The 12269-nt window shown below is 69.7% G+C and carries 13 protein-coding genes; 4 read left to right on the forward strand and 9 right to left on the reverse strand.

What is annotated here, in order from left to right; translation table 11 throughout:
* The first annotated feature begins 92 nt into the window (after positions 1-92).
* Positions 93-1073 carry an LLM class F420-dependent oxidoreductase gene (locus YIM_RS39220; RefSeq protein ID WP_153035183.1) on the forward strand — a complete coding sequence of 327 codons (981 nt, stop codon included), beginning with the start codon at positions 93-95 and terminating at the stop codon, positions 1071-1073.
* Between the two features lie 42 nt (positions 1074-1115).
* Positions 1116-2966 (forward strand): molecular chaperone HtpG, encoded by a 1851-nt coding sequence (htpG, locus tag YIM_RS39225; RefSeq protein WP_228004303.1) that lies wholly within the window; start codon positions 1116-1118, stop codon positions 2964-2966.
* 40 nt (positions 2967-3006) lie between these two features.
* On the opposite strand, the gene YIM_RS39230 is transcribed toward htpG, so the two are convergent.
* Genes YIM_RS39230 through YIM_RS39240 form a run of 3 tightly spaced genes read right to left on the reverse strand, consistent with a single transcriptional unit; the run spans position 3007 to position 4859 of the window.
* A complete protein-coding gene (locus YIM_RS39230; protein ID WP_153035184.1) occupies positions 3007-3543 on the reverse strand; it encodes a carboxymuconolactone decarboxylase family protein in 537 nt (178 codons plus the stop codon).
* Positions 3544-3546: 3 nt separating this feature from the next.
* A complete protein-coding gene (locus YIM_RS39235) occupies positions 3547-3975 on the reverse strand; it encodes a PPOX class F420-dependent oxidoreductase (RefSeq protein WP_153035185.1) in 429 nt (142 codons plus the stop codon).
* Entirely contained in the window at positions 3972-4859 is an 888-nt protein-coding gene (locus YIM_RS39240) for an NAD(P)-dependent oxidoreductase (protein WP_153035186.1), read from the reverse strand. Before YIM_RS39240 ends, YIM_RS39235 begins: the two co-directional genes overlap by 4 nt.
* A 50-nt stretch (positions 4860-4909) precedes the next feature.
* On the opposite strand from YIM_RS39240, the gene YIM_RS39245 reads away from it, so the two are divergent.
* Positions 4910-5335, forward strand: a complete 426-nt coding sequence (locus YIM_RS39245; RefSeq protein WP_153035187.1) for a MerR family transcriptional regulator — start codon at positions 4910-4912, stop codon at positions 5333-5335.
* Here the strand turns inward: YIM_RS39245 and YIM_RS39250 are convergent.
* From YIM_RS39250 to YIM_RS39275, 6 genes are all read right to left on the reverse strand, one after another.
* The gene (locus tag YIM_RS39250) at positions 5275-6696 is read right to left on the reverse strand and encodes an alpha/beta hydrolase (protein ID WP_153035188.1); all 1422 of its coding nucleotides are present in this window, start codon (positions 6694-6696) and stop codon (positions 5275-5277) included. The two genes, YIM_RS39245 and YIM_RS39250, sit on opposite strands and share 61 nt — an antisense overlap.
* 54 nt (positions 6697-6750) lie before the next feature.
* A complete protein-coding gene (locus YIM_RS39255) occupies positions 6751-7776 on the reverse strand; it encodes a 3-dehydroquinate synthase (RefSeq protein WP_153035189.1) in 1026 nt (341 codons plus the stop codon).
* The gene (locus tag YIM_RS39260) at positions 7776-8459 is read right to left on the reverse strand and encodes an HAD-IA family hydrolase (RefSeq protein ID WP_228004304.1); all 684 of its coding nucleotides are present in this window, start codon (positions 8457-8459) and stop codon (positions 7776-7778) included. Before YIM_RS39260 ends, YIM_RS39255 begins: the two co-directional genes overlap by 1 nt.
* The gene (locus tag YIM_RS39265) at positions 8456-9529 is read right to left on the reverse strand and encodes a Gfo/Idh/MocA family protein (RefSeq protein WP_153035190.1); all 1074 of its coding nucleotides are present in this window, start codon (positions 9527-9529) and stop codon (positions 8456-8458) included. The genes YIM_RS39260 and YIM_RS39265 overlap by 4 nt, the downstream gene beginning before the upstream one ends.
* Positions 9529-10692 (reverse strand): DegT/DnrJ/EryC1/StrS family aminotransferase, encoded by a 1164-nt coding sequence (locus tag YIM_RS39270; protein WP_153035191.1) that lies wholly within the window; start codon positions 10690-10692, stop codon positions 9529-9531. The genes YIM_RS39265 and YIM_RS39270 overlap by 1 nt, the downstream gene beginning before the upstream one ends.
* Positions 10693-10844: 152 nt before the next feature.
* Positions 10845-11741, reverse strand: coding sequence for an ROK family protein (locus tag YIM_RS39275; RefSeq protein ID WP_370469045.1), 897 nt, complete (start codon positions 11739-11741; stop codon positions 10845-10847).
* A 31-nt stretch (positions 11742-11772) separates the two neighbouring features.
* Between YIM_RS39275 and YIM_RS39280 the strand changes: the two genes are divergently transcribed.
* Positions 11773-12207, forward strand: coding sequence for a type II 3-dehydroquinate dehydratase (locus YIM_RS39280; protein ID WP_153035193.1), 435 nt, complete (start codon positions 11773-11775; stop codon positions 12205-12207).
* Positions 12208-12269 lie beyond the last annotated feature (62 nt).

Below are 12269 nucleotides of genomic sequence, written 5' to 3' on the forward strand. Positions count from 1 at the left end.
AAGCGGTTACCCCGGTCACTGAACTGAGCATGAACGACAGGTGAACGAAAGGTGCGAGGTTTCACGCCTCGCCGAACGGGAACGCCGGGATCATGCGATTCGGGTACACGTTGATGACCGAGCAGGCAGGGCCCAAGGATCTCGTGCGCTTCGCCGGCGAGGCCGAGCGGGCCGGATTCGACTTCGAGGTGATGAGCGACCACTACTCACCGTGGCTCGACGAGCAGGGGCACGCGCCCTACGCCTGGAGCGTGCTGGGCGCGGTCACCCAGTCCACCGAACGCGTCGAGCTGATGACCTACGTGACCTGCCCGATCCTGCGTTACCACCCGGCCGTGGTGGCGCAGAAGGCGGCGACCACGCAGCTGCTGGCCGACGGCCGGTTCACCCTCGGCCTCGGCGCGGGCGAGAACCTCAACGAGCACGTCGTCGGCCAGGGCTGGCCTCCGGTCAACGTCCGCCACGAGATGCTCGGTGAAGCCATCGACATCATCAACGGGCTGTTCGACGGCGGTTACTTCAACTACGCGGGCAAGCACTACCGCGTCGACTCCGCCAAGCTGTGGGACCTGCCCGAGACCAGGCCGGGGCTCGGTGTCGCGGTGTCCGGTGAGCAGTCGATCGCCGCGTTCGCCCCCAAGTCGGACACGCTGATCGCGGTCGAGCCGAAGGCCGAGCTGTGCCGCTCGTGGGACGAGCACGCGGGCCGGACCGCTCGCAAGGTCGGCCAGCTCCCGATCTGCTGGGACCCCGACCGCGGTGCCGCGATCGAGCGCGCCCACGAGCAGTTCCGCTGGTTCGGCGGCGGCTGGAAGGTCAACGCCGAGCTGCCGGGGACCGCCGCCTTCGCCGGTGCCACCCAGTTCGTCACCCAGGACGACGTCGCCGCGTCGATCCCCTGCGGGCCCGACGCCGAGCCCATCGTGGAGGCGGTCAAGGGCTTCGCCGACGCCGGGTTCACCGACGTGGCGCTGGTGCAGATCGGCGGCGAGCACCAGGACGGCTTCTTCGGCTTCGCCGAGCGCGAGCTGCTGCCCGCCCTGCGCGAAAAGCTGGTTGAGCACACGGGATAATGAGGGCTCCAAGTCCAACCTGGTGAGCCCGAAAGGAATCCGGTGGAAACGCTCGAGTTCCAGGCCGAATCGCGCCAGCTGCTGCAGTTGATGGTCCACTCGCTGTACTCGAACAAGGACATCTTCCTGCGCGAGCTGATCTCCAACGCCTCCGACGCGCTCGACAAGCTGAAGCTCGAGGCGTACCGCAACAAGGACCTGGACGCGGACACAGCCGATCTGCACATCCAGCTGGAGGCCGACGCCGAGGCGCGGACGCTGACCGTGCGCGACAACGGCATCGGCATGTCCCGTGACGACGTGATCGACCTGATCGGCACGATCGCCAAGTCGGGTACCGCGGAGCTGCTGCGCAAGCTCAAGGAGACCAAGGACTCGACCGCGTCGGCCGATCTGATCGGCCAGTTCGGCGTCGGCTTCTACTCCAGCTTCATGGTGGCCGACAAGGTCACCCTGGTGACCCGGCGGGCAGGCGAGAGCCAGGGCACCCGCTGGGAGTCCACCGGCGAGGGCACCTACACCATCGACGAGGTCGAGGACGCCCCCGTCGGCACGGCGGTCACCCTGCACCTCAAGCCGGAAGACGCCGACGACCACCTCTACGACTACACCGCCGACTGGAAGCTCAAGGAGATCGTCCAGCGGTACTCGGACTTCATCACCTGGCCGGTCCGCCTCGGGGACGAGACGGTCAACTCGATGAAGGCGCTCTGGGCGCGGTCGAAGGACGACGCCACCGAGCAGGAGTACCACGAGTTCTACAAGCACATCAGCCACGACTGGACCGACCCGCTGGAGACCATCCAGCTGCGCGCCGAGGGCACCTTCGAGTACCAGGCGCTGCTGTTCATCCCGTCGCACGCGCCGCTCGACCTGTACATGCGGGACAGCAAGCGCGGAGTGCAGCTCTACGTCAAGCGCGTGTTCATCATGGACGACTGCGAAGCGCTGATGCCGGAGTACCTGCGGTTCGTCAAGGGTGTGGTGGACGCGCAGGACCTCTCGCTCAACGTCTCCCGCGAGATCCTCCAGCAGGACCGCCAGATCCAGCTGATGCGCCGCCGGCTGGTGAAGAAGGTGCTCAGCACGGTCAAGGCCATGCAGAGCACCGAGCCGGAGAAGTACGCGACCTTCTGGAAGGAGTTCGGCCCGGCGGTCAAGGAAGGCCTGGTCAACGACGCCGACAACCGCGAGACGCTGCTGGAGATCTCGTCGTTCGCCTCCACCCACGACGCCGAGAAGCCGACCACGCTGCGCGAGTACGTGGAGCGGATGAAGGACGGCCAGGAGCACATCTACTACCTGACCGGTGCCTCCCGCTCGATGATCGAGCACTCGCCGCACATGGAAGCGTTCCAGGCCAAGGGTTACGAGGTGCTGGTGCTGACCGACGCGGTCGACGAGATGTGGGTCGAGTCGGTCACCGGCTTCGAGGGCAAGAACTTCCAGTCCATCGCGAAGGGCCAGGTCGATCTCGACTCCGACGAGGAGAAGAAGGAGGCCGACGAGCAGCAGAAGGACTTCGCCGGGCTGCTCGGCTGGATGGGCGAGACGCTTTCGGAGCAGGTCAAGGAGGTCCGCCTGTCCTCGCGGCTGACCACCTCGCCGGCCTGCATCGTCGGTGACGCGAACGACGTCTCGCCGACGCTGGAGAAGATGTACCGGGCGATGGGCCAGGAGATGCCGCAGATCAAGCGGATCCTGGAGCTGAACCCGGACCACGAGCTGGTCAGCGGGTTGCGCAAGGCGCACGAGGAGCGCAAGGACGACCCGGCGCTGGCCGAAACCGCCGAGATCCTCTACGGCATGGCACTACTGGCCGAAGGCGGCGAACTGAGCGACCCGCCGCGCTTCATGCGCCTGCTGGCGGGCAGGCTCGCCGCGGCCATGTGACCGATCGCGGGTGCGGTCCTGCGACCGCACCCGCGCCGGATCACCTACGCAGGTAGCCCTGTTCGTACAGCTGCTCCCCCATACCCCGGTACGCCGACAGCTCCGGCGGCGCGACCGTGGCGAGGCCGTCGACGTAGCGGTTGTACATGCAGAACGCCGCCGCGATGAGCACGGTGTCGTGGATCTCCGCGTCGGTCGCGCCTTCCGCTCGGGCTGCCTCGACCAGTTCCGGGGTCACCGCCTTGCCGGACTCCCGCACCGCGAGCGCGACCCGCAGCAGTGCCTTCACCTTCGCCGAAACCGGAGCCCGGTCGAGGTCGTGCCAGGCCGCCGCGACCACTTCGAGGTCTTCCCCGAGCGCGGCCGCGGCTGCCGCGCCGTGGCTGGACGAGCAGAACGTGCAGTCGTTGCCCTTCGACACCACCGACGCGATCAGCTCGCGCTCGCCGACGGACAGGCTGCTCGGACCGCGCAGCAGGGTTTCGGCCAGCAGGCCGAGCGGCTGCGCCGTCTCGGGGCGGTAAGCGAACAACGCGCGGATCCCGGGCAGCTGGGGATCGAGTTCGATGTGCGGCATCGGTCAGCGCACCTTCTCGCCGTAGACGTGTTCGACCGCCAGCTTCAGCAGCACCCGGCGGTCGGACACCATCACCGAGCGGTACTCCTCCCAGTCCGGGTGCTCGCCCGCGGCCTTCCGGTAGTAGTCCACCAGCGCCTCGACCTCCGGGCCGTGCGGATCGGTGCCGGGGCCGATCAGCGTGGCCGTGCCGTCGGCGGTCGCCCACGACCAGCCGTCGGCGCTGGTGACCTCCAGCGAGGCCCGCGGGTCCCGGCGAAGGTTCTTCGTTTTGGCCCGCCCGTCGGTCAGCGAGACGTAGATGACCTCGGCTTCGCGGTCGTAGTACGTGGTGACCGGCGAGAGCTGCGGGCGCCCGTCGGCCTTGATCGTCGCGAGCACTCCCAGGTTGCTCGCGGCGAGCAGGTCACGTGGATTGAACGGCGTGGTCAAGCTTGCACCTCCGACGGCTTGCGGAACTGTTCGATCACGGCAGCGTATCCGTCGCCGCCCCGGCCGGCCGCGACCGCGCGATCGGCCAGCGCCTTGACGAACTTCGGCAGTTCGGCGCTGACGCCGAGCGCCTCGCTCTCGTGCACGAGGTGGTCCATCGCGCCGAGATGGGTGTCGATGGTGGAGTCGAACGCGGGATAGGCGCCGTTGTCGATCTGCTCGGCGTAGGCCGGGAGCCAGTCGACGACGGTGGGCGCGAGCCGCTTCGCCAGTCCGGCGAAGTCCGACGCGGACATGCCCGCGGCCCCGAGCAGCGCGGCTCCCTGGAGGAAACCGTTGAGAATGCTCCACATCAGGCCGAGCACGGCCACGTCGTTCAGCGAGGACAGGCCGTGGTCGGCGCCGAGATAGGTGGTCGAACCGAGCGCGCGGAGCACCGGTTCGTGCTGGTCGAAGACCTCCCGCGGACCGCTGTGGAGCAGGACGGCCTCCGGCGTGCCGATGGCGGCGGGCACGGCCAGGATCGCGCCGTCGAGATAGGCGGCGCCGTGCCCGGCCGCCCAGGCCGCGGTCTCGCGGGCGCCCGCCGAGGTGCCCGAGGTCAGGTTGACCAGCACGCGGCCTTCGAGCAGGTCGGCGACCGGGTCGAGCAGTTCACGCAGGGCGTCGTAGTCGGATACGCAGGCGACCACGAGCGGCCCGGCGGCCACCGCGTCGCGGACGGACGGGGCCGGTGTCGCGCCTTCGGTGACGAGTTCGCCCGCCTTGGCGGCGGTCCGGTTCCAGACGGTCGTGCGGTGGCCTTCGCGCAGGAAGGCGCTCGCGAGTGCCCGGCCCATCAAGCCGAGGCCGAGCACGGTCACCGGGTTCGTGGAGTTGGTCATGGCGCTATGGTGAACCTTCACACCGGTATGAAGGTCAAGGAGGAACCGCCGTGCTGATCGGGGAGCTGAGCAGGCGCACCGGCGTCGGGGCACACCAGCTGCGGTACTACGAGTCCCAGGGCCTGCTCGAACCGGACCGCGGCAGCACCAGCGGCTACCGCGAATACGGCGAGGACGCCGTGCTCACCGTGCTCCAGATCCGCAAGCTGCTCGACGCCGGGCTGTCCACCCAGGCCATCGCCTACCTCCAGCCCTGCCTGTCGGGCACCGGCCCCGACCTGGTGCCGTGCCAGGAGACGCTGGACCTGCTGAACGGCCGGTTGCAGGGCCTGGACGAGCAGATCGAGACGCTCGATCGCACTCGCCAGGCCCTGCGTGACTACATCAAAACCACCGAAGCCCGGATGCCGGAGTACTACTGCCCGGACGAGGCTGGGCAGGTGGTGTCGGCGGGCAGCCGCCCGGAGAGCAAGTAGCGGGTCACCGTCTCGTCGCCGCAGGCGTTGCCATGGGCCCGGTAGGCGCCGTGCCCACCCGAGTCCACGGTGACCATGCGTGCCCGGTCACCCAGTGCCCGGCGCATCTCGCGCGCACCGGCGAGCGGGGTCGACGGGTCGCGCGTGTTCTGCACCATCAACACGTTCGACGGTCCGTTGTCGGTGATCTGCACCGGCTTGACCGGCTCGTAGGGCCAGAACGAACACGGCGTGATGTTCGCGGGCATGCCCGCGGTCAGCGGGAAACGCTCTCGACTTTCCTTGACGGCACGTTCGTGCATCTTGATCGAACCCGGCCACTCGACGTCGTTGCAGATCGTCGTGACGGTCACCGCGCTGACGTTCTGCAGCACCTCCTCCGGCGGCTGCGGCAACGACGGGGCCGCCGTGCCGTCCCTCGCCGCGATCATCAGCTTGGCGATCATCGGGAAGCCCGCGTCGGTGTAGAGGTTGCGCAGCACGGCTTCCCGCAGCCCGTTGCCGGTCAACCCGGGCAGTGGGGCACGGTCGAGGCGAGCCGCGAGGTCGAGGTACATCGGCCGGATGGCTGCCGGATCGTCGGCCAGGCTCAGTTCGTTGCCGGGCTCGGTGGCCCAGCGGGCGAAGTCGGGAAACCGGTCCTCGACGCCGATCTGGTAGTTGGCCAGCCAGCCGCGGGCCACCCGGCGCGGATCGCCGCTGCTGTCCAGCACCACACGATCGGTGTGCTGCGGGAACATCGTCGCGTAGACCGCGCCGACGTAGGTCCCGTAGGAAAGCCCCCAGTACGACAGCTTCCGCTCCCCCAGCGCCTGCCGCAGCCGATCGAGGTCACGCACCTCGTTGGGGGTGTTGATGTGGCGCAGCAGCGGGCCGCCGTTGTCCGCGCAGGCTTCGGCGATCCGCTTCCCCTGCGCGACGTTGGCCGCGATCCCGCCATCGGCGTCCGGCCACGGTATCGTTTTCCCGTTGTCCTCGGGGGAAAGCGCGCAGCTGATCGGTGTGCTCTGGCCGACCCCGCGCGGGTCGAAGCCGACCACGTCGAACCGGTCGCGCACCTCGGCCGGGACGTCCAATGTGGAGGGACGGTTCAGCCCGGCGGTGCCGGGACCGCCGGGGATCAGCAGCAATACCCCGTGCCGGGCCTCCGGCCGCTTCGCCGGAATCCGCGACACGCGGACGTCGATCCGTTCGCCGCGTGGTTTCCGGTAGTCCAGCGGAACCCGCAGGGTGGCGCACTCCTGGGCTTCCGAACTACCGGCGACCGGACAGGGTTCCCACCGCAGGCGCTCGGGTGACGCGGCCGCGGCCGGGGACACCAGACCCACCAGGCACAAGGCGCTGAGCAAGACCATTTTCATACGACTCAGCCTGGTGCCAGGCACCCGCCCGGCCCACCGGGCCAGCCGGAGCATTCACGGTAGGGCGGGCCCCACCGGCATTTGCCGCAGCACCTCGAACACCACGTCCTCGGGCACGTCGCGCACCAGTTCGGCGCCGTCGGGACCGTCCAGCGCGAACGCCAGCCCGGTGGTGGCCTTCTTGTCCATGCCCATCAACCGGACCAGTTCCGCGAGGTCGAGGCCAGGCGGCAGCTCCGACGGGCAGCCGTAGGACAGCACCACGTCGAGGTGCTCGTCCACCCGCGCCTGGTCGATCCGGCCCAGCGCGCCGGCCAGCCGCCCGGCGAACACCGTGCCGATCGCGACGGCTTCCCCGTGGCGCAAGCGGAAATCGGTGGCCCGTTCCAGCGCGTGCCCGAGGGTGTGCCCGTAGTTCAGGATGTGCCGCAGCCCGGTGTCCCGTTCGTCCTCGGCCACGATCTCCGCCTTGCGGCGCACACTCGCGGCGATCTGCTCGGCGAGCGGCAGCGAGCGCAACTCCCCCGCGCCGATGAAGTGCGCGCGGGCGATCTCGCCGTAGCCGTTGATCCACTCACGCCGTGGCAACGTCTCCAGGAAGTCCGTGTCGCACAGGACCGCGGCGGGCTGCCAGTACGCGCCGACCAGGTTCTTGCCCTCGGGCAGGTTCACCGCGGTCTTGCCACCGACGCTGGCATCCACTTGCGCCAGCAGGGAAGTCGGCAGGTGCACGACCGGGATCCCGCGGTGGTACAGCGAAGCCGCCAGTCCGGCGACGTCGGTCAGCGTGCCACCACCGCACGACACGACCGCGTCCGAGCGGGTCAGGCCGAACCCGGCGAAGCGGCGGCACAGGTCCTCCACCGTCGCCAGGTTCTTGTCCTGTTCGCCCTCCTGCCCGGTGAGCACGATCGACTCGACCCCGGGATCGGGCAGCAACTCGACCGGCCGAGCCGACACGACGGCGACTCGCCGAACCCCCAGTCCGGCGAGTACACCGCCGAGCAGGTGCCGGACCCCGGCACCGACGTGCACCGGATACGACCGGTCGCCGAGGTCGACGTCGATCCGCTCGCCCATCAGGTGCTCGCCACAGCCGCGGACGGGCACAGGGCGAGCAGTTCCTCCGGCCGCGTCAGCACCACGTCCGGATCCGCGGCCAGCAGTTCGGCGGTGTCGCCCTCGCAGCCCCAGACCGCGGCGATCGCGGTCACCCCGGCGGCCTGTCCACTTTGGATGTCGGTGACCGCGTCGCCGATCATCATCGACCGCTCCGCCGGAACCCCGAGCACGTCCATCGCGTGCCGCACGATGTCCGGGGCCGGTTTCGGGCGGGCGATCTCGTCCGAGCCGATCACCACGTCGAACAGCCCGATCAGGCCGAGGGTCTCCAGCAGCGACCGGGCACGCGGCCCGCTCTTGCCGGTGGCCACCGCGATCCGGTGCCCGCGCTCACGCAGTTCGGCGATCGTCTCGCGGATCCCGTCGTGCACCTTGACCTCACCGGCGAGCCGGTAGCTCTCGCGGACGAACGGCTCCTCCATCTCCAGTGGCAGGCCCATGATCCGCATGATGTCCGGGAAGTACCGGCCGAGGTGCTTGTTGTACTCCTCGAACGGCGGGTGCCCCTCGCCGACGACCTCGGCGTAGGCCAGGTCGAAGGCCTGGCGCATCACCGCGAAGCTGTCCACGATGACGCCGTCGAGGTCGAAGACGACCCCGAGCGGGCCGCCGGTCGCCGGGCGGTTGAGTTCGATCGTCACGCGGGCCTCCTGAGCGAACGCCGCCGGACGGAGCCGTAGACGCCTTCGATCACCCGCACGGTCTTGCGGGCGTCCTCGATCGCCCTGCCCTGCGCGGCGGGATCCGCCAGCAGGCCGGGCAGTTCGTTGAGCTGCCGGTCGTACTCCGAGCCGATCGGTTCCTCCGGCACCGGCAGCACCACGGTTTCGCCGTCGCAGGTCAGGCTCAGCACCGCCGAGCCCTCACGGTTCGGGCTGAAGCCGAAGGTGCAGCGCAGCCGCGCGGTGCCCTCGCTGCCGTGCACGGTCACCGTGGTCACGTCGCGCTGTTCGTGCGAGGCCCAGCTCGCGCGGACCAGCACCGAGGTGCCGTCGTCGGTGACCAGGAACGCGTTCGCGGTGTCCTCGACGTCGCCGTGGGCACCGGTACCCGCGTCGTGGCGCCAGACCGCGCCCCGCGAGCTGTCATTGACGAAGTCGGCCGAGACCGAGCCGACGACCTCGTCGATCTCCGCGTCGCCGAGCAGTGGCCCGGCCACGTCGAGCAGGTGCCAGCCGAGGTCGACCAGCGCGCCGCCACCGGCGTAGCGGCGGTCGGTGAACCAGCCGTCGCCCGAGGGCACCCCGCGGGCGCGGATCCAGGTCAGTTCGAGGTGGCGGATGTGGCCGAGTTCCTTGCGCAGGTCGTGCAGGGCCAGCACGTCCGCGCGGAAGTTGGCCGCGCTGCCCGCCAGCAGGGTGGCCCGCCCGGCGCGCTCGGCGGCGGCCAGCGAGTCGACCTCCGCCGAGGACAGGCAGACCGGCTTCTCCAGGAACACCGGGATCCCGTCGAGCAGCAGGCCCTTGGCCACGTCGTGGTGCAGGTGGTTCGGCACCGCCACCACGGCCAGGTCGACCGAGAGCCCCTTCAGTTCGTCCACACTGGACAGGAGCTTGAGATCGCCTGCCTCGCGGCCGACCGTGCTGCGGATGACCGCCTCGGGGTCGACCGCGGCGACCACGTCGAAGGCGGGGTGGGCCTGGAGGCGGGGCAGCCAGATCGACCGCCCTGCCCAGCCGAGGCCGACCACCGCGACCCGGTACGTCTTCATCACTTCGCCAGCACTTCGGCGACGATCGCGGCGGTGTCGTGCATCTGCTGTTCGGTGCCCAGCAGGGTCCGGTGGTGCAGCCACACGCAGTCGCGGTACAGCTCCTCGGTGACCGGGCAGCGCGCGGCGATCTCCTCGACCGTCTCGGCGGGCGCACCCTTCTCCCAGAAGCCATCGACCCGGTAGATCGCGCGGAACGCGGCGAAGGCGGGCACCCCGCGCTCGATCAGCGCGTCGACCAGCTCGTTGCGCTGTTCCTCGGTGATCCCCGGCAGCCGGATCATCGCCATGTAGTGCGGGTTGCGGTCGCAGCGCTCGTCACGCGACTGCGCGACCACCCCGGGGATCTCGTCGAGCAGACCGCCCAGCAGGCGCCAGCGCTCCTCGCGGGTGTCGATCTGGCTGTCCAGGCGGGCCAGCTGCGAACGCAGCACGGCGGCGCTGAACTCGTTCATCCGGAAGTTCGAGCCGGAGGTCTGGTGCAGGTAACGCCGGTCGGTGCGGGGACGGCCGCAGCTGTGCCGGAGGAAGGCGTGCTCATAGGACTCGGAGTCGGGGAAGGTCACCGCGCCGCCCTCACCCGCGGTCATCAGCTTGCCGTTCTGGAAGCTGAACGCGGCGATCGAACCCAGCTCACCGACACGCTGCCCCTGCCAGCGGGCGCCGTGCGCGTGCGCGGCGTCCTGGATGATCGCCACCCCGGCGTCGTTCGCGATCTTGGCCAGACCGTCCATGTCGGACATGTGCCCGGCCATGTGCACCGGCATGATCGCCTTGGTGCGGGTGGTGATCAGGTCGGCGGCGGCGCTGGCGTCGATGCAGTAGGTGTACGGGTCGACGTCCACCGGGATCGCGGTGCCGCCGAGGCGCTGCACTGCCTGTGAGGAGGAGATGAAGGTGAACGCGGGCACCAGCACCTCGGTGTCCGGGCCGACACCGAGCACTTCGAGCGCCAGCTCCAGTGCGTGCGTACCGTTGGTGACCGCGAGCGCGTGCGGGGCGCCGTGGTAGTCGGCGAACTCCTGCTCGAAGGAGTCGACCTCCTTGCCGCCCATGCGCCACCAGCCGTCCTGGTGGAGTGCGCGCAGGAGGCCGTCGCGCTCGCCGTCGTCGAACTGCGGCCAGGCCGGGTAGTCGGGAGCGGGGGTCGGACGAGAATTCATCGGGCTACTCCGGTTCGGTCGGCTTTCGGGTGGAGTCGAATTCCGCGGTTGAACCGAGCGTAGGACGGGGTTTTGCCACCCCCAACCCCGACGACCCCCCTACCCGGTTCCACTCGCAATTCCGCCGGGATATTCACCAGGAAAGGCATTCACTAGGGTTTTCCCCAGTGCTGGTTTCCGGCGAGCAGCAGCGCACCGTGCAAAGAGGACAGGCCGCCGAGCGCGGCGGCCTGGATCGGCACCGCCTGTTTCCCTGGCCTGACCAGGGTTTTCGCCTGCGCGTCCACCTCGGCGGCAAAGCCGGGCAGTGCGGCGGCGAACCCACCGCCGATCAGCACCCGGCTCGGGTGCGCCAGTTCCGCGATGCCGACCGCGGCGGCGGCCAGTGCGGCGCAGCTCTCCTGAACCGCGGCCATCGCCCAGCCGCAGGCGTCCCGGTAGGCCTGGGAGAATTCGGCGAACTCCGGTTCGTGGCCGAGGATTCCGGCCGCACGGCTGAGCGTGGCCGGGCCGGACGCGAGTGCCTGCACGCAGCCGGACCGCCCGCAGGTGCACGGCGGCCCGTTGCGGTCGACGATCAGGTGGCCCAGCTCGCACGACCCGCGTGCGAAGCCGGGCCACGGCCGTCCACCGGAGACGATGCCACCGCCGATACCGGTACCCACGCCGAAGTAGACCAGGTCCGCACAGCCCGCCGCGTCCGCTTCAGCGACCGCCGCCAGGTCGCCGTCGTCGGCGAAACTGACCGGAACACCAGGGAAAATCTCGTCGAAGAGGCGGTAGAGGTTCGCGCCGGTCCAGCCAGGACGGTTGGGCCAGGTGAGTACCGTTCCATCGGGGTCCACAGTGGCGGGCATGGCCACGCCGACGGCCGCGGGCACACCGAGTTCTCCGACGGCGGCGGCCAATTGCGCCAGGTCGTCGCGGATGTCGCGAAATGGCGCCCACCGCAATTCGCCACTTCTCCCGCCCATGCGGAAGGCGACTTTGGTCCCGCCGATGTCGATGCCGAGATTGGTGATCTTGTCCTCCTCGCCGGACTGAGCGATTTCGGGCGCATCGGGTGTTAGGACTGCAAGTATGGACGAACTGTTGCTGATGAACGGCCCAAATCTGGGCATTCTCGGAAAACGCGAGGTCGAGGTCTACGGCTCCAGCACACTCGCCGACATCGAGGCACTGGTCGCCGCCGAGGTCGCCGAGCGCGGCTGGCGCGTCACCTCGGTCCAGAACGACTGCGAGGGCGAGCTGATCCGGACGCTGCAGGACAGCTACGACACCGTCGGCGCGATCATCAATCCGGGCGCGCTGATGATCGCGGGCTGGTCCCTGCGTGACGCGCTCGCGAACTACCCGCGCCCGTGGATCGAGGTTCACCTCTCGAACGTGTGGGCCCGCGAGCAGTTCCGGCACGAATCCGTGCTGGCGCCGCTGGCCAGCGGCGTCATCGTCGGCCTCGGCGCCGACGGCTACCGCCTGGCCGCCCGAGCCCTGCTCCGCCAAGTCCCCGCCTGACCGCGCGAAGCGGCCGGTCCAGGCCCTGGTGGGGCTGGACCGGCCGCGGGGCGGGCGTCCGG

Source organism: Amycolatopsis sp. YIM 10, from assembly GCF_009429145.1.
Lineage (GTDB): Bacteria > Actinomycetota > Actinomycetes > Mycobacteriales > Pseudonocardiaceae > Amycolatopsis.

Coding starts and splice junctions, on each gene's coding strand:
- YIM_RS39220 (WP_153035183.1), top strand. CDS start 93: ATGCGATTCGGGTACACGTTGATGACCGAGCAGGCAGGGCCCAAGGAT.
- YIM_RS39255 (WP_153035189.1), bottom strand. CDS start 7,776: ATGGGCGAGCGGATCGACGTCGACCTCGGCGACCGGTCGTATCCGGTG.
- YIM_RS39270 (WP_153035191.1), bottom strand. CDS start 10,692: ATGAATTCTCGTCCGACCCCCGCTCCCGACTACCCGGCCTGGCCGCAG.
- YIM_RS39280 (WP_153035193.1), top strand. CDS start 11,773: ATGGACGAACTGTTGCTGATGAACGGCCCAAATCTGGGCATTCTCGGA.
- YIM_RS39230 (WP_153035184.1), bottom strand. CDS start 3,543: ATGCCGCACATCGAACTCGATCCCCAGCTGCCCGGGATCCGCGCGTTG.
- YIM_RS39265 (WP_153035190.1), bottom strand. CDS start 9,529: ATGAAGACGTACCGGGTCGCGGTGGTCGGCCTCGGCTGGGCAGGGCGG.
- YIM_RS39240 (WP_153035186.1), bottom strand. CDS start 4,859: ATGACCAACTCCACGAACCCGGTGACCGTGCTCGGCCTCGGCTTGATG.
- YIM_RS39250 (WP_153035188.1), bottom strand. CDS start 6,696: ATGAAAATGGTCTTGCTCAGCGCCTTGTGCCTGGTGGGTCTGGTGTCC.